The sequence below is a fragment of the Paenibacillus sp. FSL L8-0435 genome (assembly GCF_037965655.1).
Taxonomy (GTDB): Bacteria; Bacillota; Bacilli; order Paenibacillales; family Paenibacillaceae; genus Paenibacillus.
Genome location: NZ_CP150185.1, coordinates 2,715,850 through 2,739,265, shown reverse-complemented (window position 1 = coordinate 2,739,265; position 23,416 = coordinate 2,715,850). Strand labels below are relative to the sequence as shown.

Below are 23,416 nucleotides of genomic sequence, written 5' to 3'. Positions count from 1 at the left end.
TGCCGAGTTCATATTCAATTAGTATACCATTCATTTACGTTCGTGTAATCTCATGGCATCCAGAATGAGCAAATTCCTCAGGCAAGTTACCGTTAACCGTGATACCTCCTATTCTTCTCCATACTCCACAATGATGCTGTACTCATTCGAACGGGTTTCGCCAGCCCGTTTTTGTCCATTCCATTCATACGTGTACCTGGCAATCAAGGCTCCTTGGAGCGTACCCGTCTTCTCAGAAGCTAACTTCGCTACATAGGAGATGTTCTTTTCCGTTCCAGGCTCAATCACACCCACATGCAGAACCCGTGGTGTGGAATACTCTGGTAAGCTCAATTGGATCTCACCCGTAGCTTGCCCAAGCCATCTGGCACCCTCAGGTAGAATACTCCCAAGTTGTACACGTGCCGGCAAATTGCCCGTATTCCCCACACGTACCTGAAAAGTGACCGTACCTCCCTGCTCGACCAAAGTGGGTGTCACTTGAACATAAGCCTGAATTATCGGGGCTTTTAATTCAACCACAGCTTCATTGGATGTAATCATCCGCTGCACTGACCGTGAATCCGGCAACCGAAATGTATACATCAGGCTAGCATGATTCACATACCTGTAGTCATCAGGCATCGATTCATCTCGATCTGGAAGTTTCGCTTCGAACTGAATATTCAGAACCGACCGTGCTGTCAACGTCCCCAGATTAAGCCCTTTAGCCAAATTGGATCCGGGACGTTTAACCCCATTCCAGCCCAGACTGCCTTCGATAAATGTCACACCTGTTGGCAGTACATCGAGGAGAGTTCCATCCACCGCATAACTGCTTGCATTGGAGACGGTAATATTATATTGGACGGCATCACCCAATGTGGCCGTTAGCGGGAGTACACTTTTCAGCACAGAGACCTGGGGCTGTATCACTTCCAGGGTAACCTGATTGGAGTAGACCGTTTCCTGCTGCCCTGCCGAGATATACGTCAGTGCAGCTACACTTGATATTCCGTTCGCATCGCTTCCCGCCATAACCTGAACCCGATATTGGATCCTAATTGAGCTTCCAGGCAAAATCTCTCCAAGTTGTATGCCCGTATCAGGCGTTACTTGTGGCGCAAACATTTCATCTACGATGACACTGGCAGGTATAAAAACAATACCTCGTGGCAAAGAAATCGTTACTTGGGCATTCGTAGCTGCAATAAAACCCGGATTGCTCACGATGACGGTGTACATGACAATATCCCCTGAGAAGGTATAAATGCGATCCGCCTGCAAGGATATCTCCAGCCGGGATGAGACCAGATTGACCTCCACGATATTGGATTGTTCCATACCCGTAACCGTTCTGCCTTCCGGTGTCAAAAACTCATAGTTAACCTGTGCCTGATTCAGCAGCTTCAGTGCCTCAGGTAAACGCAAGATTACAACTTGGAAGTGGTATCGCAACGTGGCTCCCGGCGCGATTTCAGCTGGAGGCAATCCTCTCTCCGGTGATGCTCCCGGTAATGGAATACCATCACGCAATACACTGTTGGGAAGCAGTGCCGTCTCTGCAGATAGCTGATCCAATAGGTGCACTAGGGCCGTAAGATTTCCGGTGTTAACAATTTCAACAAGGTAGATAAGAGACTGCCCCAAGGCAGCCTCTGTGACATTGCAGACTTTTCTGACTTCAAGCCTGGGGCCGATCCACGGTGTTACAACTGTATTCGAATAGGATACCTGTTCCAGTTCAGTCGCACCCGAGCTGAATCGAACCAGGGACTGATTCTTTAGCCAATGGGACAACGGACCGGGAGATTGGCTCATATCACCACAACCTCTACTCTGAATGTAACCGTAACGGAAGCACCCGCAGCAATCGAACCAAGCGTGATGCCTGTATTCGGATTGCCTGTTGGTCTTGGCACACCATCCACCGTAACACTTCCTGGCACAAATACTGTACCGACAGGTACCGGGTCAACCATGACCACATTATTCACCACTTCAATGCCGCTATTGGTTACTACAACCGTATAGGTGATTACATCACCAACAACTGCATCAATGGCACTTGTGCTTTTGGCAACAACAACATTTGGTGCAGATACAGGGATAACCAGAACATTCGAAGATACGGTCCCCGTCAACAGACGGCCATCTGGTGGGCTAAATGTATAGTTGGCCACCGCCTGGTTAACCAGTTGCTGATCCTGCGGTAACGAATCTACAGTCACTTCGAGGGTAACCGTTACAGTAACCGTACCTCCGGACGGTATAGTACCCACAACGATGCCCGTCTCCGGATTGGCACCTGGCTGTGGAACACCATCAATCAGAACACTGTTGGGAAGCAGCACCGCTCCGTTCGGTATACTGTCGATTAATGTCAAATTAGCAGCAAGATTCCCACTATTAATAATGGCAAAAGAATACGTGATGGTGTCACCAATCGTTGCATTGGAAGTGCTCCCTGTTTTGGTTAAGTCAATAATCGGCTGATAGATTGGTGTTACAACCGTATTGGAATACGCTGCTCCCGAGAAAACACCCGATGTGAAACTTACGGAAGACTGACTGCTTACTTCCGGTGGTGTTGGCAGTGTATTGACCCGCACTGCATACGATACCGCTATCGATGCTCCAGGGGCTAAACTACCAAGGGCTATGCCCAGCGCAGGGTTGGCCAAGGCACGTGGGACGCCGTCCACCAGAACACTGCCTGTAACAAATGTGGTGGCTGGGTTAATCGGATCGGTGATCACAATGTTGTTTACCGGGTCAATTCCTTCATTGGTCACAACCATTTCATATACAATCGTGTCGCCTACCACGGCATCAACTACCGAAGCCGTCTTGACTACACTCACATTCGGAGCAGATACTTGAATGTTGAGTGCGTTGGACGTAATCGTGCCTCCAAGTGTTCTTCCATCAGGTAAGGTATACGAAAATGTCGCAGAAGCCTGATTGGTAATGGACTGGCTCAAAGGTAAAGTCACAATCACCACGGAGAAGGTAACTAGAGTTGTTGTGGAAACGACCCCAAGCGGAATACCCGAAGCTGGATCTGCACCTGGCGCAGAAGCCCCGTTAATAATAACGCTATTTGGAACAAGCTCTGTTCCTGCCGGAATGGTATCCGTTAAAGTGACAGATGCCCCATAGTTCCCGGTATTGGAAATGGCGATGCTGTACACAACGGTATCCCCCACTGTGGCTACTGTCTGATCTCCCGTTTTGACTGCAGCCAGAATAGGTTGATAGACCGGAGTTGTAACTGTGTTGGAAAATGTGGTCGCTGAGAAAGCCCCTGATGTAAAGCTGACCGTGGACTGATTGTTTAACACTGCACTCGCCGGGAGCGCCGTAACCTGCACACTAAATACAACGGTTACCGTAACGCCAGGTGCGATGGAACCCAGTGTTATTCCCGTAGAAGGATTGGCTCCAGGGCGCAGAACACCATCGACAAACACGCCGGTTGGCGCAAGAACGGTACTTGTCGGCACTGCATCCGTGAAAACCACATTGTTCACCGTTGCGATTCCGTTATTGGTTACCGCGATGCTATACGTTACGACATCACCAACAGATACCGCCGTCGAAGTTGTTGATTTGACGACATCGACATCTGGTGCCGATACAGTAATAGTCAGCACATTGGATAGAACAGACTCCGTGATGTTCCGCCCATCCGGCAATGTATATGATAGAGCTACCGTAGCCTGATTCACCAGTTGTTGCGGACTTGGCAGCGTATCAACAACCACTGAAAAGGTAATGGTGGTCGTAGCTCCGGGAGCCACATTGCCTGCGGGGATGCCCGTTGCCGGATTTCCTGCTGGCAGTGGTTGACCGTTCACAATAACGCTATTTGGAACAAGGATGGTTCCGGCTGGAAGGTTATCTGTCAGGTTAATCTGGGCTCCATAGTTTCCCTGATTGCTCAAGGTTATCGTGTAGCTGACCGTATCCCCAACGGTAGCATTTTGTGTACTGGCTGTTTTTTGTGCTAAAAGAATAGGCTGGTACACCGGAGTGACCACGGTATTAGAGAATGTTGTGCTTGAGAACGTACCTGAGGTAAAACTGACCGTAGAGCGATTGCTCAACTGATCACTTGGCGGGATCACGTCGACACGGATACTGAACGTGACCGTCGCGGACGTTCCGGGCCCCAATGTCCCAAGGGATACTCCACCTGCCGGATTGGCTCCAGGTTGCGCAACCCCATTCACTGTGACACTCCCTGTAACAAAGGAGGCTCCGGCTGGAATCGGGTCCGAAAACTGAATATTGTTCACCGGTGCAATTCCGCTGTTGGTCACCAGAATGGAATAGGTCACCGTATCGCCTACAGTTGCCGCAGTGGAAGCTGTGCTTTTGACAACAGCGACGTTTGGTGACGAGACCGGGAACGTGAGTGTATTCGATGTGGCTGAGCCAGTTAACGTCCGCCCATCTGGGGGTGTAAATGTAAAGGATGATGTAGCAAAATTGCTAAGTTGCTGCGGAGATGGAAGTGAATCCACAACAACGGCAAACGTGACAACAGCCGTCGCCCCCGCTGCTACAATACCTACTGGAATACCTGTTCCTGGTGTTACTCCCGGCTCTGGCACACCGGATACAACCACACTGTTGGGTACAAAAGTAGTCGCAGAAGGAATGTTGTCTGTGAGAGTAACATTTGCTTCCAGATTGCCAGCATTGCTGACCGTTACCGTGTATACAACTGTATCACCTACAGTTGCATTTACGGTATTTGCTGTTTTGACAAGTGAAATCTGCGGTTGTATGACCGGAGTCTGAGTGGTATTGGACGATGATGACCCTGAAAATGAACCGGATGTGAAGCTGACCGTCGACTGATTGTTAATCTGCGAAGGAATCGGCATGGTAATCGTCACCTCAAAAGTTACGGTAACCTCGGCTCCTGGAGCCAACGTACCGATTGGAATGCCGGCGGTCGGATTGGAGAGCGGGAACGAAGTCCCGTTCACAATGACACTTCCGGGTACAAATGGGGTATTCGAAGGAAGAGGATTGACATATACCACATTATTAACAGCTACTGTGCCGTTATTACGAATAACAGATGTGTATCGAATAACATCCCCGACTACGCCGTACTCTACATTGTCACTGTTAACAATCGTAACATTGGGCAGAGACACTGGAATAGTGATGGTGTTTGATGACGAGAGACCGGCAACCGTTCTCCCACTTGGAAGCGTGTAGGCAAATGAAGCAACCGCCTGATTAATTAACTGCCTTGCATCTGGCAAACTGGTAACCGTCGCAACAAAGGTGACCGTTGCACCTGAACCCGCAGCAATCTCCCCTAGACTGATTCCCGACTCCGGGCCGACCCCAGGTGTAGGTACGCCATTAATAATGACACTATTTGTGCTGAATACTGCTCCAGCTGGAATGGGATCTGTCAAGGTAACCGTTGCAGCTATATTACCTGTATTGTTAATTTGGATGGTGTAATTAAACGTATCGCCGACCGTCAAACTTGTTGTACTTGCTGACTTCACCACTTGGATCACTGGCAGAAATATGGGGGTATTTACTGATATGGAAGAAGAAACACCATTAAAACTGCCTGATGTAAATGCTGCATTGGCCCGGTTACTAACCAAACCCGTGGATGGAACAGAACTCACTCGGGTCTGATAGGTCACAGTTACACTGCTTGAGCTATTTAATGTACCCACTGCGATTCCCGCAACGGGACTTGCGGTGGTAACAGCAGATCCATTAATCGTGACACTACCCGGGACAAATTCAGAGCCGGATGGTGCATCCGAAATCACCAGATTTTGTACTGCACTAATTCCTGCGTTTGTTGCAACAACGGTATACGTAAGCACATCTCCTACTGTCGCATCCGGTGTGTTTACTGTTTTACTAATAGAAACATTGGGAGCCGATGCAGGTATACGAACGATATTGGATAAGCTGCTGCCGGAGAGATTCCGTCCACTTGGAAGCTGGTACATATAACTTGCAGTCCCTTGATTCTCCAGTGTTGGGGGAGTCGGAAGTGTGGTGAGTGTAACGCGAAACACCACCGTAGCTGTAACTCCCGGCAGGAGGCTACCCAGTGTTATTCCGGTTAACGGGCTGGCTCCAGGACGTGCAGTACCATTCACGGTTACCGAATCCGGGACAAACGTCAACCCCGCTGGAATGGTATCGGTCACATTCACTTGAGTCGTTATGTTTCCACTGTTCGTGACCGCAAGTGTGTATGCAATCTGATCCCCCAGTGTCGCATTGGTTTGGCTTGCCGACTTGTTGATACCGACAACGGCTTGGTAGACAGGGGTTGTAATGGTATTGGAGTTGGAAATGCCCGTGAACGAACCAGAGCTATAGGACACTACCGCTCGATTGACTAATGAACCTGAAGCAGGCAGAGACTGCACATTCACCTGAAATGTCACCGTTGCAGAACTTCCTGCATCCAATGTCCCAATAGAGATGCCACTGCTCGGATTCGCAGACGGTACGACAGTTCCCCTTACGGTTGCACTGCCGGAAACAAATGTTGCTCCGGCAGGGAGCGCATCTGTAAGTACCACATTGTTAATCACCTGAATACCGCTGTTGGTAGTAACTACGGTGTACGTGAAGGTCTCCCCGACAGCAACATCGGTAACGGATGCTGATTTTACCGTGGTCACATTGGGCAATGTTACCGGGATTGTTAAGGTATTCGAGGCGATGTTTCCCGTGACCGTCCGACCATCAGGTGAATTGAAGGAATAAGAAGCCGTCGCCTGATCCACAAGAGTCGGCGGTGTCGGCAAGCTTGTTACAAGTACCTGAAACGTCACCGTATTGGTACTTCCTGCCGCCAGGCTACCCAGATTAACCCCGGTAACCGGATTGGCGCCAGCAATCACATTTCCATTCAGACGAAAGCTACCTGCTACATATGAGCTGCCACTTGGAATGTTATCCCTCAATGTAACGTTGGCCGCAACATTCCCTCCGTTGTTCACCTGGAGTGTATAGGTTACCTGGTCACCCACCGTGGCATTGGTGGTACTCGCCGATTTCACAATGGACAGGTTTGGCGAATAAACAGTAAGGGTGGAGTTATTGGACGGAATAACTCCGGTAATGACCGGCCCCCCTGCTACACTTTGAAATGTAAAGGCTGCATTGGCCGAATTCACCAGTTGCAGGATACTTGCATCCTGACCGATGCGTGCTCGATAGGTTACAACGACACTGCTGGATAAAGTTAACGAACCCAGTGGAATGCCTGCCGTCACATCAAGTGTTGGACGGGATATACCTGCAACCGTGACACTGCCTGGAATAAAGGTAAGACCTGCAGGAAGTGAATCGGATAAAACAACACTGGCCGCACTCGCAGTGCCTGCATTGGTAACGGTAACCGAATATAGAATACTATCCCCGGCAACTGCACCGGCGGCGACCGTTGCCTTAGCCAATGTGATCTTGGGCGCATTAATATCAACTTGAATCGCATTGGCGTTGACAATGTAGGCATCCCCCGAGGTCGTTAATGTCAACACCGCAGATGACTGGTTATTGATCAGTCTTGCTGAAACATCCACATTGGTAATATCCCAGCCTTGACGTCCACCGATAATATTGGTACCTGGAGCTCCGTTAATCTGATTTCGTGTCCCAAACGTTCCTGTTGTATTAAGCGCTCCGGTATCTCCGTTAATCTGAGAAGCAAAAAAGTTCGCAGCTAGATTATTGGGCCCGGACAAAGCAACCGATGTAGCTGAGGTTGGCCCGAATAATGCCTGGTCACCGGTCCGGTTCGCGTCGCCCTCCTGCGCACTAAACAGTATTCTTCCTCCCAATGCACCAGAGATTGGCGTAGCAAATCCAGTCAGTGTGGTAACAACTGGTCCAGAGTTGGCTTGAACCAGTACCCCACCTGCACGCAAGGACATGTTGCGAAAGGGCAGACTGGGATTCTGATAAATGACTCCAAGTGTCCAGCCTGCATGATTGGCTGTAGAATCATTAGTGATGACAATAGTCCCTACCACTGCTCCAGTGGTGTATGTACCGGCTCCCCCATTTTGTACAAGTGAAGTAACATTGGCTGAACGCACATAGCCGGCAGCGCCGTTCCCCAGATCAAACTGATTATAAGTAGCTGGGTCAGGAGTAATACTGGCTGTCCCTGCGGGAGTAATAAACGTAACTGGATTGTTGATGGCAGCACTCAGATTGACTGTACCATTGATGTAACTGCCGCCCCAGATCAATTCTGCATATAGAACGGTACTTCCAGCAGGCAGTGTAAGAATGGCTGCTGAACTGTTGCTCTGATACAGACTTGTCGTTCCCAATGGATAGATGCCGTACTGGAGGCTGGTGTTGGTTGTGGTAAAACCTCCAATACTGTCCTGTGTTCCGGGTACCCCTGCTGTTTCCGAACGACTCAGTCCAAGCGTATTTCCTGTAAATGTAATTGCTCCCGTAGCATTAACGGTTGAACGAACGACAAGAGGAATGAAGATCACCTCCCCTTCATCAATGATTTCCTACATATGGATCGGAGCCATGTTATATAGTCTATGAGTGTATCATTGAGTTTTGTTTGTCCTCCATAAAAAGTTTGTGACAACGCGAAACTTCTGTGAGTCTTGTTTTCATAGAACAGTTAAATACATTTGCGTTTTGTTCATTGTGATTTATAATCATCTTATACGAGAGTAATTCTGTCGTACCATTATGATGCAGTCAGCGGTGATATATGAAAGGTTTCGATACTCACAATAGTCATATTCCAACAGAATACGAGTTCAAACATTCCAAATGGATTCAAAAAATGCTCCATGCCTACTGGGTTGTTATTATTGCACATTTCGCCATTCAGATTGGCTGTTTCCTGTATCTGGAGTATGATCGCACACCTACAGATTTCTTGATAAATGTCCTGTTCTGGCCTACGGCCGTCAGCAGTTCATGCATTTTGTTCGCAAGTTGGGTTGATCGGCGCTCCAGCTCATATTCCTTTTACACCATGTCTATAGCCAGCACGGTTATCGCTTGGACGATTATTTATGTCAATTATGACATTCGGATTATATTAGCAATCTGTCTGTTGCCCATCTTCGCTTCAGTTCTGTTCTTCAGCAAAAAGAGAGTCTGGATTGTTTTCCTGATGCAGATGATTGGTTACCTTCTCGTTCTGTTCGACCCTGCCTACCGATCCTACCTTTCTTCATTTGACATGGTATCCATTCCTGCTTTTCTAATCTTAGGCACATATGTAGCACAGGTTATCGTAACCAGCGGCGTTGAGGTGCTCGATGATCTTGAGGCCAGCATGCTTGCCAAGCAGGACCTTATTGTGCGAAATGCCATTATGACCAAACAGTCCAAAACAGACGGTTTAACCAACCTTTATAATCAAAGCTCATTCAAGGATTATTATGAAAAAGCATTTGAGTATGCCAACAGTGGCATGAGTCTGCACCTGGCCCTGATCGATATTGATGACTTCAAATCCATTAATGATACCTTTGGTCATCGGGTTGGAGACATCATTTTGGAGAAAGTGTCCCTGATCATTCAGGAAACCATTACCTCAAGTGATATTGCAGCACGGTACGGGGGCGAAGAGTTCGCCTTATTGATATTTGAGCAATCTTTCAAGCAGGCCTATGCCTTGGTGGAACAGATTCGTCAGAAGATTGCCCTGATGGGCCATCTTGAACTTGAAGGAGCTTCCGTCACGGTGAGTATCGGTCTCAAAAGCTACAGTCCTAATCTAACCAAAGACAAACTGTTCGAGGAAGTGGATGCCTGTCTGTATGCAGCCAAACGAACAGGTAAAAACAAAACCGTAACATCACTTGATCTGACTTCATCCTTGTCAGAGAAACTATAAATAAAAAAGTTGTGCTGTACACCGAAGTTCCGGTTTGTACAACACAACTTTTTTTGGGTCTGAATACGATCAGCAGGCCAATCTTCTTCATACGTCTATGTTTTCATTCCGCCCATTCCCAGCGATGACGATTTTGCTCCAGTCCAGGATGCAGGTATTCGGACGATCCGTCAATGATGAGACGCAGCTCTTTGATCCAATCCTTGAAGGAATCAAATGAAGCAAACATATTTGCCATCTCTATCGTCAAATAAAGAAAGTGAGGGGCTGGATATTCCGCAGTGATATGGCGCAGCGCGCTATCCACAGGTGTATATTTCTTTCTCTTGCCCTCAAGCCCCTCCACACGTATACGAGAAGTTGGATGTTCCCGCCGCCAATCATGCAGGCGGTCTTCTCTTTTGTAATATGCCCGTATCGGTTCCTTGCTCATGCGCTTAAACGTACTCTCGTGTAAAGGATACAGCACAAGTTGTACGAATGAACGGGTATCCACTGTTGAAGCGGCACGCTCGAGTTGCTCATTAGTTACATGTTCAAACGAGTCATAAAAAGTCAGTGTGCCTTTGCGGCTGGCCGCAGGTGGCTCATAACCATAAGGTACAGTTGTATATTTTCCAGACATTTCACCCCTCCTTGTTTATACGTACATTCGCACAAAGATGATTGGGATAACCCAGCTAATGTTATTATACGCTAATGGTCCTGCTTCAACTCGGAATAAAATGTCATTCTGTTCTTGCCTGAACGTTTGGACTCATACAGAGCTTCGTCCGCCATCCGAATAATCTCACTTGGGTTGTCGCTGTTGGTTGGATATTCAGCACCTCCAATGCTACATCCAATTCGAATTCGCTCGTATTCGATAATAAACGGCTTGTTCAGACTTTGAATGATGGCTTCTGCATAAGCCATGGCTTCTTCCCTCGGATGACTTCCAACAGACTGAAGTACAATCAGGAATTCATCTCCGCCCAATCGGACGGTTATCCCCTTCACTTGACCAAGAGCAGACAGTCGCTGGGCCACTTTCTGTAGCAGCACATCTCCAGTCTGATGTCCAAGTGTATCGTTGACCCGTTTGAATCCATCGAGATCCAGATAGAGAAAAGTCAACGTGTGATTTTCACTTTCGGTCTCCAGAGACTCCTCCAGATACACTTCAAGGGCAGTCCGATTCGGCAGTCTAGTCAGCTGATCAAAATGCGCCAGATTCTGCATCACGACCAGCTCTGAGTCTTTATTCATAAGAGAGGTCAGCATATCCCGAAGCGAACGGGACAACACTTCAATCTCCTTAATTCCCTTAATCGCAGGAATCTCAAGCTCTTCCCCTGCACGCAGTCGATTGGCTACTCTGGTAAGACGCACAAGGGGGGCAGAGATCAGACGTGAGACAAACCAGCCAATCAGTGCAAACAGCACAGTAACGGCGAGTCCAGTCCACACATTAAACCACATCAGATCAAACACAGAAGCAAAAGCAGACGACTTGACTTGACGAATGACTACGGTCCAGCCTAATCCGGGATAATCCAGATGGCCCTGGCTGTAGGCAAACCCTGTCACATATTCATTACCGTCAGGCCACTTTTCAATGGACCAACTGCTTTTGTTGTGCCGGGCCTCTTCGATACCAGGCAATACCAACGGTTTACCGACCCATTCCTTCGGCCCCAGCAACACGGTATGTTCCTTTTTGCTCACGATAAAAAACTCAATGTCTTTTTCTTCCCTTTTCAATGGGGCAAGTACGGATTCCTCGACTTCCTTCGCCCATTCCCAGCTTAAATGTGCAGCGAGCACACCTTGAATCATTCCTTTGCTATCCTTCAGCGGAAAACTGATATCGACAAATTGCAGCGGCTCTCCCGTTGGATTCGGAAGCAGCTTGGCAAGAAGTACTGCATTATGCACATCTCCAATGAATTTACCCTTTATTCCCTCCTGATACACAGGTCGCTCTGATAAATTTTCCCCAAGCAAGATACCATCCGTGGCAGCTAACACTTTTCCCTTCGGGTCCATGAATCCAACCCATGAGAATGAGGGAAAGCTATCTTGTAACTGATCCAGCAGCATCTGAATCTCATCAGGTTGGAATCCATCTTCCAACGAAGCCATTTGGCCCAGCAGGTCCAGTTCACCCGCGCGAGCGGACATGAATCGATCCAGCTTGTCCGAAGCCTGTGAGGCCGTGCCTGTAAGCGAGTGACCAATCTCAGTCTCTACAGCAACAAATGACTTTTGGCTAAAAATAGACCCAATCGTCAGGGTAACAAGCAAGGATAACACAGCAAAGATGACTGTAAGCACAGTTCTAATTTTGAATGACATTACTTCCTCCATTACACGGTGAAACCATCTTGCCTTTCAACATAACTATGCTGCAAAGAGTACACGGAATGTCACCTAATCGTTTTCATATTTATCGGAACTTGTATGTTTTTTTATTATACATGCCCATATAATATTATACTGAAATCTTCACCGTGTTTCTTCCATTCAAAGAATAGACACGATTCTGTATATACATACTTGGGTTATGAATATAGAGAGCAAGCATATCCTTCAAAGGATCATGCGCCTGTATGTCACAGAGAGAGTAATCGAAATACTAAACATTGGGGGTGTAATGTTGAGCCTGCTTCATGTTGCTGTTATTTTGCCTTTTGCCGCTGGCATTTTTCTTGCCATGCTGCATCGTTTCTTCCGTAAAAAACATTTGGGATGGCCGGTTCTCCTTGTCCCGGCACTATTATTTGTATACTTTGCGAGTCTCATACCCGCTGTGTCACAGCGCAATACCGTATCTGGAAATATCCCGTGGATTCCTTCACTGGACATTGGATTTAATCTGTATCTGGACGGTCTGAGCCTCATGTTGACACTGCTAATCACCGGAATCGGTGTCCTCGTTGTTCTCTACTCCATCTTCTACATGGATATGAAAGAAGCGCTGAACCGTTTCTACCTGTATCTGTTGATGTTCATGGGAGCCATGTTGGGCGTGGTGCTGTCTGATAATATGATCGTGCTCTACGGATTCTGGGAATTGACCAGTATTACGTCATTCCTGTTGATTGCATTCCATTACAAACGTAAAGCCTCGACTTCAGGAGCACAAAAATCATTCCTGATTACGGTATTTGGTGGTTTCGCCATGCTTACCGGATTCATGATGATGTATCTCATTACCGGAACATTCAGTATTCGTGCAACCATTACAGGATTGGGTCAGTTTCAGGAGAGCGCATTATTTCTACCCGCACTTGTCTTGATCCTGATTGGAGCTTTCACCAAGTCAGCTCAGTTCCCATTTCATATCTGGCTGCCGGATGCCATGGAAGCTCCGACACCTGTTAGTGCCTATCTTCACTCAGCCACCATGGTTAAGGCCGGACTGTACGTTGTAGCCCGGTTTACACCAATCTTCGGTGGACAGGGACTCTGGTTCTGGCTCGTTACCGGCGTTGGTCTTCTGACTTTGTGTTATGGATCATTCCTGGCGGTGAAAAAAAACGATCTCAAAGCGATTCTCGCCTATTCAACCATCTCTCAACTTGGTCTGATCATGTCCCTCTTAGGGGTTGGATCTGCTGCTCTCTACTTCGGATATGGCGAATCCTCTGCGATGTATACCGTGGCAATAACCGCTGCGCTGCTTCACCTGTTTAACCATGCGACCTTCAAGGCCGCTCTGTTTATGGTCGTAGGCATTGTCGATCATGAAACGGGTACACGTGACATTCGAAAGCTCGGTGGACTTGCTTCATTCATGCCAATTACATTCACCGTGGCATTGATCGGTTCACTTGCCATGGCGGGTATTCCGCCGTTCAACGGATTCCTGAGCAAGGAGTTATTCTTCCAGGCAATGGTCGAAGTCACGCATCTACGAATCTTTGGACTTGGGTCATGGAGTATTCTATTGCCGGTATTCGCTTGGCTTGCAAGTGTGTTTACCCTGATCTATGCGCTTATTATCGTGTTCAAAACATTCCTCGGTCGTAGCCAAAGCGAGATCCCTGCCGAGAAGCTGCACGAAGCGCCCGCTGGCATGCTCATTCCGCCTGTTGTTCTAGGTGTTCTTGTCATTGTATTCGGACTCTTCCCGAATCTGCTGGCCGGTTCACTGATTGAACCGGCAATGGCCGCTGTGCTCCCATCCCTCTTGAATGGGAATGAGCGCTTCGATGTACATTTCTCCCTGTGGCATGGATGGACTCCGGAACTGATTATGACGATCGGAGTTGTGATTCTCGGAATCACTCTCTACAAGCTGTTGCCACGATGGAGGAATATTTATGAGCACTATCCACAAGGATTAACGATTAACAATATGTACCATGTCGTACTGGATAATCTCCAGCATTATGCACGCAAATGGACGGAAGCCTATATGAATGGCTCGGTTCGTAATTATCTCGTTTACATTTTCTCATTCACGGTCGCGTTGCTGGTCTATGCCTTCTTCCGTTCAGGTGAAAATATTACCTGGAATCTGCAGGGCAATGCACCTTACTCATTCTATGAGGTGGTACTGCTAGTCACGCTCATCGGTGCTGCAGTTTCGATTCCTTTTGCCAAGAACAGACTGTCGGCAGTCATTATGACCGGAGCAGTTGGTTACCTCGTAACGCTGCTGTTTGTACTTTTCCGGGCGCCGGATCTGGCGTTGACACAGATGATTGTTGAGACGGTGTCCGTTGCATTGTTCCTGCTATGCTTCTACCATCTGCCTGAGCTTCAACGTGGCAAATCAAGCCGCAGTTATCTCACGGTAAATATGATCGTAGCGATTGCAGTCGGAATCGTGATGACTTTTGTTGCACTGGCCGCAAGCGGAACAGCATCACTGGACAGCATTTCTACCTTTTTCCTTCAGGAAGCTTATGACTCGGCTGGTGGTAAAAATGTCGTGAACGTGTTGCTGGTAGATTTCCGTGGCTTCGATACGTTATTGGAGATTATGGTGCTTGGCGTTGCTTCATTATCCATCTACTCCATGATTAATCTGAACCTCGAAGCGAAAGACCTCGGAGCCCGCTTGAAGTTCCGTAAGAAGGACGAGATACAGGATTCCGAACCTGCTCTGGATGATGAAGCGGACAATACGAAAAAGTATGGTAACCGGGAACGCAGCTCATCCTCGTGGGATACCGTCCCCTTGCAGAGTAATGATGTATTGCTGCAAACGACCACCAAAGTCGTTGTGTTCATCATACTGACGTTTGCCATGCACCTCTTCTTTGCAGGTCACCACAATCCGGGCGGAGGTTTCATCGGCGGCTTGGTAACAGCGGCAGCACTCGTATTGATTGCTCTGGCATTCAGTACAGATACGATACGCAAAGCGTTACCGGTTGACTTCCGTATTCTAACAGGAATCGGATTGGGTATAGCCTTACTTACAGGTGCGGGTTCATTTATATTCGGAGTCCCGTTCCTAAGTCAAACCTTCGGCTATTTCGAACTTCCTTTGCTGGGAGAGACAGAACTCGCCACGGCCATGCTATTTGATCTTGGCGTGTATCTCGCTGTCCTGGGTGTCACCATGACCATCATTCTACAGATCGGGGAGGATCGCTGATATGGAAATATTGATGTGTGTAGCCGTTGGCATTCTGTTTGCGGTTGCCGTCTTTTTAATCTTGTCGCGGAGCCTGCTCCGTATCGTACTAGGCATGTCCATACTAACCCATGGCGTGCATCTGCTCTTGATCACCATGTCACGTCTCAAAACCGGGGCACCACCACTGCTTGGGGAGATGGCTGAACGTTATGTCGATCCTCTTCCTCAGGCTTTGATACTCACTTCGATTGTTATTAATTTTGGACTCACTGCGTTCTTCTTTGTTCTCTCCTATCGTTCTTATCTGAAGCTGAAAACAGACGATATGGAAGAAGTAAGGGGGCGCCCATATGAATAATCTCGTCGTTCTGCCCATTCTGTTGCCTTTGATTACAGGTGTTCTGGCCCTGCTATTTTTCCGAAAAATAAATATCCAGCGGATCATTAGTGTCATTGGACTTTTGTTTACAGCAGCGGTCTCAACGATACTCATTACGCGGGTAGCTCAGACTGGAGTTCTAACGCTTAATATGGGTGGATGGGCACCTCCCTATGGTATTGTGCTTGTTGCAGACATGGTCTCGGCGCTACTTGTCGTTGCCGCTTCCATCATTGCACTGGCGTGTCTGCTGTATGCGTTCCGCAGTGTGAACAAGGAGCGGGAAGAGCATCACTTTTATCCGTTCTTTCATTTTCTGATCGCAGGAGTTAACGGTTCATTCTTAACCGGAGATTTGTTCAATTTGTTTGTCAGCTTTGAACTGATGCTCATCTCTTCTTATGCACTGATCGTATTGGGAGGTACGGAAAGACAGCTTCGGGAAACGATCAAATATGTCCTGATTAACATCGTTTCTTCAGCACTGTTTGTCGCTTCCATCGGCTTCCTCTACTCCATTACTGGCACACTGAACATGGCAGACTTGTCTGTAAAGATTGCTGAAGTGGGACAAAGTGGGGTCATTACCCTGATTGCCGTACTTTTTCTGATCGTATTTAGCATCAAGGCCGGACTGTTCCTGTTCTTCTGGCTGTCGGGCTCTTATGCGGCACCACCTGCTGTCGTCACTGCATTGTTCGCAGGATTGCTAACCAAGGTTGGCTTGTACGCGATTGTGCGAACATTCACACTGATCTTCTATCATGATCCGGATTTCTTCCATGCACTGATCGGATGGATGGCTGGTGCAACGATGGTCCTTGGTGTCATCGGTGCGATCTCATACCGCGATGTAAACAAGATTCTCATCTACAACGTGGTCGCAGGTGTAGGGTTTGTCGCTTTTGGTATGGCCTCGGCCAGTCGCCCTGCACTGGAAGGTCTGCTCTTCTATATGCTGCATGATATGTTGATCAAAACATTGCTCTTCCTGCTCGGCGGTGCCTTGATCGCTGTTGCCGGAACATCCAAACTCGATAACATGGGCGGGCTGATCCATCGCTATCCGCTGCTCGGCTGGATGTTCTTCATCAGCGCACTTGCCTTGGCAGGTTTGCCGCCATTTAGTGGATTTCCAGGGAAGTTGCTTCTCTTTGAAGGAGGCTTGCAGGCAGGCCTGTATGGTCTTACCGGCATTGCGGTGCTTTCGAGCTTATTGATGTTATATTCGGTACTACGCATCTTCATACAAGCGTTCTGGGGCGAACCACCTGCCGGGGTTACAAGACGCCCTTACGCGGTGAACGGCCTTCTGATTCCTGCCGGAATTCTGTTTGTATTCATCATCGTAATGGGTGTGGGGGCTGAAGGCATGTTCCAATTGACCTCCCGCGCAGGCGATATTCTACTGCATCCCAATATTTATATTGATGCCGTATTGAAGGAGTAGATGTCTATGGCCTTTCAGATTGTACTGAATCTTATCATTGCTTTTGTATGGATGTTTCTGAACAATGCCTGGAATGGTGTTGGTTTTCTCATAGGTTACCTGCTCGGACTGCTTCTCATCGGGGGGATGCGCAGATTCTTCCCCCAGCGCTTCTATGTTGTTCGAGTCTGGGCCATCTTCAAACTGATTACACTGCTGTTCAAGGAACTGGTGCGAGCCAGCATTGAGGTTATACGCCAGATTATCAAGCCAAAGTTAGATATAAGGCCCGGTATTTTTACGTATAAAACTCAATTGTCCTCGGATTGGGAAGTTACTCTGCTCTGCTTACTCATCTCATTGACACCAGGTTCTCTGCCGCTTGAGATCTCGGGTAACCAACGCAAACTGTTTATTCATGCACTGGATATCAAGGATGAACAGAAAATGAGAGATGATATCCAAAATACATTCGAAAAAGCAATTATGGAGGTGACGCGTTAATGTTATCCTCGCTGTTGTTCATCTCATTGCTCATTCTCTCCTTAGCCATTCTGGGTTGCTTGTACAGGGTGCTTCGGGGACCATCCATGGCTGACCGGATCACGGCACTGGATACCATCGGTATCAATGTGATTGCCATCGTTGCCGTTCTGTCGATGATGCTGCAAACCCAAGCCTATCTGGATATTATCTTGCTGATTGGCATTTTGGCTTTTCTAAGTACAGTGGCATTTGCACGTTATATCGAACGGGGGGCGGTATTCAAAAATGATGGAGATCGTTAAAGTAGCCACTGAAACCGCTATAGGTCTACTCGTACTGCTCGGTGCACTACTCAGTGCACTCAGCGCATTTGGACTTATTCGTCTGCCTGATGTATATCTACGTGCCCATGCCGCAACCAAAAGTATGACACTCGGAGTGTTCTGTGTATTAAGCGCTACATTTTTCTACTTCTGGTATTTCGATAACTATATCAGTGCCCGCTTGTTGTTAGGTATCCTGTTTGTATTCATCACGGCTCCGGTCGCCGGACATCTGAACGGACGGGCCGCCTATCGCACTGATGTACCCCTGTGGGAGCAGAGCGTACAAGATGAATTGGAACCCTTGTTAAAAGGGAAAAAAGTGAACCATGAAGCCAAGGATATGATGGAGTAATCCCCAGCCTGGGCATAACAAATAACCCCGAGGATCAGCCGCCCGTTTCGCGGGTTGTTCTCGGGGTTATTTTTTTTATTTTGCATACACGGATCCTATCAGCCGTGATTATGCAGACTGTTTAAGTAGTAAAGTCAGAATCCATTCAGTCCCTGTCTTCTCAGATCCGCAGCCACAATACGTGCAAGCTCCGCAGCCCCTTGACGATTCGGATGCAGACTATCCCCTGTCATATACAGAGCAAGTGTTGCAGCAGGACCAATAGACGTGAAATAGGCAGAACTCAGCTTGTTCAGTTCAACAAGGGTGACTCCCTCTTCCTGAGCAAGTGCACGTGTGGATTGATTGTACCAGCGGTTCTCCGCTTGATGTACATTGGCTGTATTAAAGTCTGTTGCCCGGCCCTGAGGCGTGGAGAGGATCACCGTTGCTCCTTTGTTCTTCGCCTGACGCACCATATCCCGCATAATTTCCTTGAACTGTGCCTCCGTTGTATTATTCTTGGCATTGGTATCGTTAATTCCGAATTGCAAAATAAAATAATCTCCCGGCTTGATATACTTCAGAATCGCTTCCATCTGACCATCATCGCGGAAACCTCTCGCAAATTGACCACTTGCCGCCATATTTCGAACCTGGAAGGTGGAATTGTTCACATAGGACGGAAACAGCTGTCCCCAACCTCCTTGTACACTGCTACCCAGCGGATAGTAATTGCAGACTGTTGAGTCACCACCAATGTAGATTGTGCGGTTGGTAACGGTCTGATTGGATAACTTTCGGATTTCGAGTGCACTAAGTGTGAAGGCGGTGCCTGTCTTTCCTTCCGTAACCAGGAGGTTTAATTGCCCGTCAGTCACCGGAACTTGAAATTGGTCCGTTGCCCCGTTGCCCGTCATATTAATAATCTGGTACACACCTTCTGCAGCTACACTCGCTCTGGAGGTGTTACCCAGGATCACTTTAACTTCATATAGGCCATTGGACAGATTCACATTGAAGGTATTGGTGCTCTTGGTGCCGTAAGTCAGAAACTGCACAGCGTCACTCTTAACCCCGCTTCCTGAGGCAGACACATTCCTCATCTGTGCAGGTGTGTTGAAGCCATAACCTTTCGTAGGCGTATAGGCATCTCCTGCGGACACGCCTGTGTAACCGCTCTCAACAGCACCCGAACCAAAATCAAATCTGTAATTGTCCGTTGCCGCTTCGGCGACTTGCCCTCCACTGCTTCCCAAACCGATGCCCATTGTACTCGCAAACAGAACAAAACAGAGCAGAAGCTTTACTGATATTGACCATTTCATCACTGAATTCTCCTCTCGAATATACTACGAAGACAGAATAACCTTCCAATCGCTGTTATCCCAGATTTTTCGATTTCCTTTTCTCAAGGGAAAATCCGGTGATAAAGGCGAACGCTTCGCTTTTTCAGGTTTTTTCTATCTTCTCCGTTATCGTGTAAATGATTAGTTCAACTTATATAGATGGTAATAAGCCTCAGCTTCACAGCACTTGATCAAGCCAGTCATAAGCCTTCGCACCGCTAATCTCATGTCCACCTGTAAAGAAATCCGCATCCAGTGATTCTGATGCTCCCGCCTGCTCATATATGTGTGTCAAACGGGCATACGCCTCTCTCGCTGCATGGATTGGGAACACCTGATCATCACTTCCGGCTTCAACAAAAAGTGGCCTAGGCACAATCAGGCCGATGAGATCCGGCAACTCCGCTTCACGCAGGATACCTGGCACATAGTTGTCCAGACAATGGTTCCGATCCAGTATGCTGCCCTGGAATGTACTTGCATAACCACTTACTACAGTTGCCCTGAACCGTTCATCCAACGCGGCTGTAAATGCGGTCACCAACCCACCACCCGAGATACCCATGCTTCCAATTCGCTCCGAATCCACTTCTGGCCGGGTCAATACATAATCCAATACACGTGTTGTTTCATACACCCTATGACCGGCGAGGGTCTTCCCCACCATGAGCAGATGCGCAGCAATCTTCGTGCAGGAGCTTACCCCTGGTGGCGCATCGCGGTCCTCTTCCAATCTTCGATCACCAAATCCGAGCAGCTCTGGAGCCGCAACCACATATCCACGCTTCACAAGAGCTACTGCAAAGTCCTTGTGTAATCCGGGCTCTCCTGTCCGTGGCGATCCATCCGGTTCCATGCCCGATATCTCTCGGCTACCGTAGCCATGCCCATGACAAGCAACAATAGCAGGTCTCTTTGTATCAGTAACGCTTCCATCACCCGGAATTAATAAATATACAGGCATGCGAAGTCCTGCATAGGTCGTGATTTCAATCCGCTCCCGAATATATCCGTCACATGTAATGCGCTCCAGTAAGACAGGATTCAGTGTGGCCGCCATCGTTGGAAAACCGCCCAGCCGCTCTTTCACACGAGTACGTAACTGACTGCACCATAACTCCAGGGGTTGATCTGCATGATACGCGGAACGACCACGAAGATTCGTTTGTTGTTGTAGATAGGCTTCAATATCAGACATGGGCCTGTGTCCCTCCTGTTTTTCATAAGATAACGTAGATAAAAGACTGTTGTATGGAATTAATCCCATCCATTATAGAACATCTAGGTCACCCATGAATTGAACATGTTTGCCTGTTTTGAATGGAATCACATGATTTCTAGCCAAAAAAAGGATATCTCCAACCTGAAGACAGGTTACGGAAATACCCTTCATTTCGTCTGACCTGGCAGCCACCAGTTCCACCTGCCCATTAATTTCATCAATGCTGGTACCAGTATTAGACGGATTAATGTAACGTCAATCAACACCGCTGCCGTGATTCCGATCCCTAACTGCCTCACACCTGCAACTTCGGCAAAAGCAAACGGCACGGTCACCGCAAGCAGAATTGCCGCTGCGGAGGTAACCAGACGGCCAGTGGAAGCCAATCCCTGTTGGACAGCCACATCACTGTCTCCGGTTCGTCTATACACTTCCTGAATACGGCTCAGCATAAACACACCATAATCCATGGATATGCCAAACACCAGTCCTGCAATGAATACAGGAATCATAATGGCAATAGCTGACGGCTCCATACCTAGATGTCCTTCATTGAACACCCACACCAATATGCCAAATGAAGCGGCTAAGCTGAGCAGATTCATCACAATTGCCTTGATTGGAATGAGCATCGATCGGAATGCCGCCAGTAACACAAGATAATTGGTGACCACTACAAATACCAGCACTTTGGGCAGTTGACTTGTGACTTCCTGCATTATTTCATACTGCTTGGCAGCTTCCCCACCATAACGTAGTTTTACGTTGTTGGAACCTGGTGCATGATCGCTATTCCTCATTTGTTCCAGCCAGTCTGCGACCTGCTCCGACCCGGGCTCCCCGTACACGTTGGCTATCAACCGTATGGAGTGATCAGAGACCGTTGAACGCAGCCATGCCGTCCTTGCTGACTCCTTGCCTTCTATGGAAGGAGTTAATGCCGACGGTGGAATTTGAAAAAGGCTTTGCGAGCCAGTTTGATTCGGCTGTAATAGGCCCCATGGTGAAACAATGCTCAATACGCCTGAGTCCTGCAGTAGTTGACGGGCTTTGTGGTGGGCCAAATGCCAGTGAGAGGCAGTCAACAGTTCCCGCTGTCCGCCAATCACGATCTCGATGGTGGAGGTATTCTTTTGCCCCAAATCATGTTGCAACTGCTCTGCTGCCTGGCGGGAGTCCATTCTCTCTGGCAGTGAAGAGGCATCCGGGACGGACAGTTCCAGCTGGGTTACTGGATAAACACACAGGAGAAGCACAACCGTACCTCCAATGGCCATACTGACGGGTCGTTTCATGACCATTGCTGACCATCTATGCCATACCGAGCGTCTGGGTAACCAATGGACTAACTTTCGCCTGAATACCCGATCCGCAGACAGTGATAGGAGAGCTGGCAGCAGCGTAACATTTAACAGTAGCGACAGGAGCAGAACAATAATGGCCCCCAATGATACACTTAGAAACATTGGCAGTCTGATCCAGAGCAGACCCAATAGCCCAAGGAGCACGCAAGCTGCCGAGAACAACACTGCTCTGCCTGCTGTACGCAATGTTCGCTGAAGAATCTCGCTCCGCAAAACCTCGCTCTGCATATCCAGGCTACTGCCCGTAAAATTAGCTTCGCCTTCATCTTCATAAGCCCGCTGAACTTCTTCCCTGTACCTGCTCAGGATGATCAGGGCAAAGTCTATACTCAGTGCCATGCCCACCATGGGAATCACATTAATGATAAAGTTGGACAATTCCAGATGATGACCAAGGAGTGACGTGACTCCCATCGCAGTAATCACAGCACTGATCCCCATCATGACAGCAATCAACGCGGCATATAGCCCCCTGAATGCAAAACACAAAACGATCAGGGCAATCGGTAGGCCCACCATCTCTGCCCGTTCCAGATCACGAAAGCTCAGATGATTGACATCCTGCTGCACGACTGCCTTCCCCGTCAATTGCACCGTACCTGGACCGTCTGTTGCCAGCACGGCGCGTAGCTGCTCCAGTGGGGGACCCATCTGATGCGCGGGCACATCCATTTTCACAAGGGCATATGCCCTATGGTCTTGAAGCGTCACTCTTTCACTAACATCCAGAGGGGATGTGATAGAGGTTACCGCAGGCAACACTTGAACCTGTGTCAAACGATCCTTGATCCACTGCCGGAACTGTAACGGCGAGGTATTTTCCTTTTTCTCAAACACCAGAATAACCGGATCAGCAGGAGATCCGAATTCGTCCTCCAGAACAGCTTCAACTGCTTGCGCATCCCCGTGAACCCGTTTTAATCCGTGATCCTGAACAATGTCAGGTAACTTCCACGCCCAGACCGCTGACATCCCGATGATAAATACCCAGCAGAGAATAATGAACCGCGGATATCGGCTGATGAAGGCAGCAAGTCTGCGATAACCCATACCTAAGCTCCTCTGCGATCAGATT

At 48.2% G+C, this 23,416-nt stretch carries 14 protein-coding genes; 7 read left to right on the top strand and 7 right to left on the bottom strand.

What is annotated here, in order from left to right; genetic code table 11:
* Positions 1-108: 108 nt before the first annotated feature.
* The gene (locus tag NST33_RS12565; RefSeq protein WP_221824883.1) at positions 109-1,800 is read right to left on the bottom strand and encodes a DUF11 domain-containing protein; all 1,692 of its coding nucleotides are present in this window, start codon (positions 1,798-1,800) and stop codon (positions 109-111) included.
* Positions 1,797-8,507: a DUF11 domain-containing protein gene (locus NST33_RS12560; protein WP_221824885.1), complete on the bottom strand. Its 6,711-nt coding sequence runs from the start codon at positions 8,505-8,507 to the stop codon at positions 1,797-1,799. The genes NST33_RS12565 and NST33_RS12560 overlap by 4 nt, the downstream gene beginning before the upstream one ends.
* 233 nt (positions 8,508-8,740) lie before the next feature.
* On the opposite strand from NST33_RS12560, the gene NST33_RS12555 reads away from it, so the two are divergent.
* Entirely contained in the window at positions 8,741-9,880 is a 1,140-nt protein-coding gene (locus NST33_RS12555) for a GGDEF domain-containing protein (protein WP_221824887.1), read from the top strand.
* 103 nt (positions 9,881-9,983) lie between these two features.
* Here NST33_RS12555 and NST33_RS12550 read toward each other — a convergent pair whose 3' ends face one another.
* Together NST33_RS12550 and NST33_RS12545 are read right to left on the bottom strand one after the other, a co-directional pair.
* On the bottom strand, positions 9,984-10,505 hold the full coding sequence (locus NST33_RS12550) for a hypothetical protein (RefSeq protein ID WP_221824890.1): 522 nt from the start codon (positions 10,503-10,505) through the stop codon (positions 9,984-9,986).
* Positions 10,506-10,576: 71 nt separating this feature from the next.
* On the bottom strand, positions 10,577-12,217 hold the full coding sequence (locus NST33_RS12545; protein ID WP_221824893.1) for a GGDEF domain-containing protein: 1,641 nt from the start codon (positions 12,215-12,217) through the stop codon (positions 10,577-10,579).
* A gap of 301 nt (positions 12,218-12,518) precedes the next feature.
* Here NST33_RS12545 and NST33_RS12540 point away from each other — a divergent pair, with 301 nt between their 5' ends.
* Genes NST33_RS12540 through mnhG form a run of 6 tightly spaced genes read left to right on the top strand, consistent with a single transcriptional unit; the run spans position 12,519 to position 18,427 of the window.
* Positions 12,519-15,473 carry a Na+/H+ antiporter subunit A gene (locus NST33_RS12540; protein ID WP_221825196.1) on the top strand — a complete coding sequence of 985 codons (2,955 nt, stop codon included), beginning with the start codon at positions 12,519-12,521 and terminating at the stop codon, positions 15,471-15,473.
* 1 nt (position 15,474) lies between these two features.
* The gene (locus NST33_RS12535; protein WP_036670645.1) at positions 15,475-15,813 is read left to right on the top strand and encodes a Na(+)/H(+) antiporter subunit C; all 339 of its coding nucleotides are present in this window, start codon (positions 15,475-15,477) and stop codon (positions 15,811-15,813) included.
* A complete protein-coding gene (locus tag NST33_RS12530; protein WP_221824895.1) occupies positions 15,806-17,284 on the top strand; it encodes a Na+/H+ antiporter subunit D in 1,479 nt (492 codons plus the stop codon). Before NST33_RS12535 ends, NST33_RS12530 begins: the two co-directional genes overlap by 8 nt.
* A 6-nt stretch (positions 17,285-17,290) precedes the next feature.
* Positions 17,291-17,767, top strand: a complete 477-nt coding sequence (locus tag NST33_RS12525) for a Na+/H+ antiporter subunit E (RefSeq protein WP_047842677.1) — start codon at positions 17,291-17,293, stop codon at positions 17,765-17,767.
* Positions 17,767-18,051 carry a Na(+)/H(+) antiporter subunit F1 gene (locus tag NST33_RS12520; protein ID WP_017688855.1) on the top strand — a complete coding sequence of 95 codons (285 nt, stop codon included), beginning with the start codon at positions 17,767-17,769 and terminating at the stop codon, positions 18,049-18,051. The genes NST33_RS12525 and NST33_RS12520 overlap by 1 nt, the downstream gene beginning before the upstream one ends.
* Positions 18,035-18,427 (top strand): monovalent cation/H(+) antiporter subunit G, encoded by a 393-nt coding sequence (mnhG, locus tag NST33_RS12515; protein WP_221824897.1) that lies wholly within the window; start codon positions 18,035-18,037, stop codon positions 18,425-18,427. Before NST33_RS12520 ends, mnhG begins: the two co-directional genes overlap by 17 nt.
* A gap of 134 nt (positions 18,428-18,561) precedes the next feature.
* Here mnhG and NST33_RS12510 read toward each other — a convergent pair whose 3' ends face one another.
* From NST33_RS12510 to NST33_RS12500, 3 genes are all read right to left on the bottom strand, one after another.
* Positions 18,562-19,677: a GDSL-type esterase/lipase family protein gene (locus tag NST33_RS12510; protein WP_339185387.1), complete on the bottom strand. Its 1,116-nt coding sequence runs from the start codon at positions 19,675-19,677 to the stop codon at positions 18,562-18,564.
* 256 nt (positions 19,678-19,933) lie between these two features.
* The gene (locus NST33_RS12505) at positions 19,934-20,953 is read right to left on the bottom strand and encodes an alpha/beta hydrolase family protein (protein WP_339184483.1); all 1,020 of its coding nucleotides are present in this window, start codon (positions 20,951-20,953) and stop codon (positions 19,934-19,936) included.
* 191 nt (positions 20,954-21,144) lie between these two features.
* Entirely contained in the window at positions 21,145-23,391 is a 2,247-nt protein-coding gene (locus tag NST33_RS12500; RefSeq protein ID WP_339308043.1) for an MMPL family transporter, read from the bottom strand.
* Between the last annotated feature and the right edge of the window lie 25 nt (positions 23,392-23,416).

Excerpts from the sequence above, each read along its gene's own strand:
- NST33_RS12510 (WP_339185387.1), bottom strand. The coding sequence starts at position 19,677 with ATGGGCATCGGTTTGGGAAGCAGTGGAGGGCAAGTCGCCGAAGCGGCA.
- NST33_RS12535 (WP_036670645.1), top strand. The coding sequence starts at position 15,475 with ATGGAAATATTGATGTGTGTAGCCGTTGGCATTCTGTTTGCGGTTGCC.
- NST33_RS12530 (WP_221824895.1), top strand. The coding sequence starts at position 15,806 with ATGAATAATCTCGTCGTTCTGCCCATTCTGTTGCCTTTGATTACAGGT.
- NST33_RS12525 (WP_047842677.1), top strand. The coding sequence starts at position 17,291 with ATGGCCTTTCAGATTGTACTGAATCTTATCATTGCTTTTGTATGGATG.
- NST33_RS12520 (WP_017688855.1), top strand. The coding sequence starts at position 17,767 with ATGTTATCCTCGCTGTTGTTCATCTCATTGCTCATTCTCTCCTTAGCC.
- NST33_RS12505 (WP_339184483.1), bottom strand. The coding sequence starts at position 20,953 with ATGTCTGATATTGAAGCCTATCTACAACAACAAACGAATCTTCGTGGT.
- mnhG (WP_221824897.1), top strand. The coding sequence starts at position 18,035 with ATGATGGAGATCGTTAAAGTAGCCACTGAAACCGCTATAGGTCTACTC.
- NST33_RS12555 (WP_221824887.1), top strand. The coding sequence starts at position 8,741 with ATGAAAGGTTTCGATACTCACAATAGTCATATTCCAACAGAATACGAG.
- NST33_RS12545 (WP_221824893.1), bottom strand. The coding sequence starts at position 12,217 with ATGTCATTCAAAATTAGAACTGTGCTTACAGTCATCTTTGCTGTGTTA.
- NST33_RS12500 (WP_339308043.1), bottom strand. The coding sequence starts at position 23,391 with ATGGGTTATCGCAGACTTGCTGCCTTCATCAGCCGATATCCGCGGTTC.
- NST33_RS12550 (WP_221824890.1), bottom strand. The coding sequence starts at position 10,505 with ATGTCTGGAAAATATACAACTGTACCTTATGGTTATGAGCCACCTGCG.
- NST33_RS12565 (WP_221824883.1), bottom strand. The coding sequence starts at position 1,800 with ATGAGCCAATCTCCCGGTCCGTTGTCCCATTGGCTAAAGAATCAGTCC.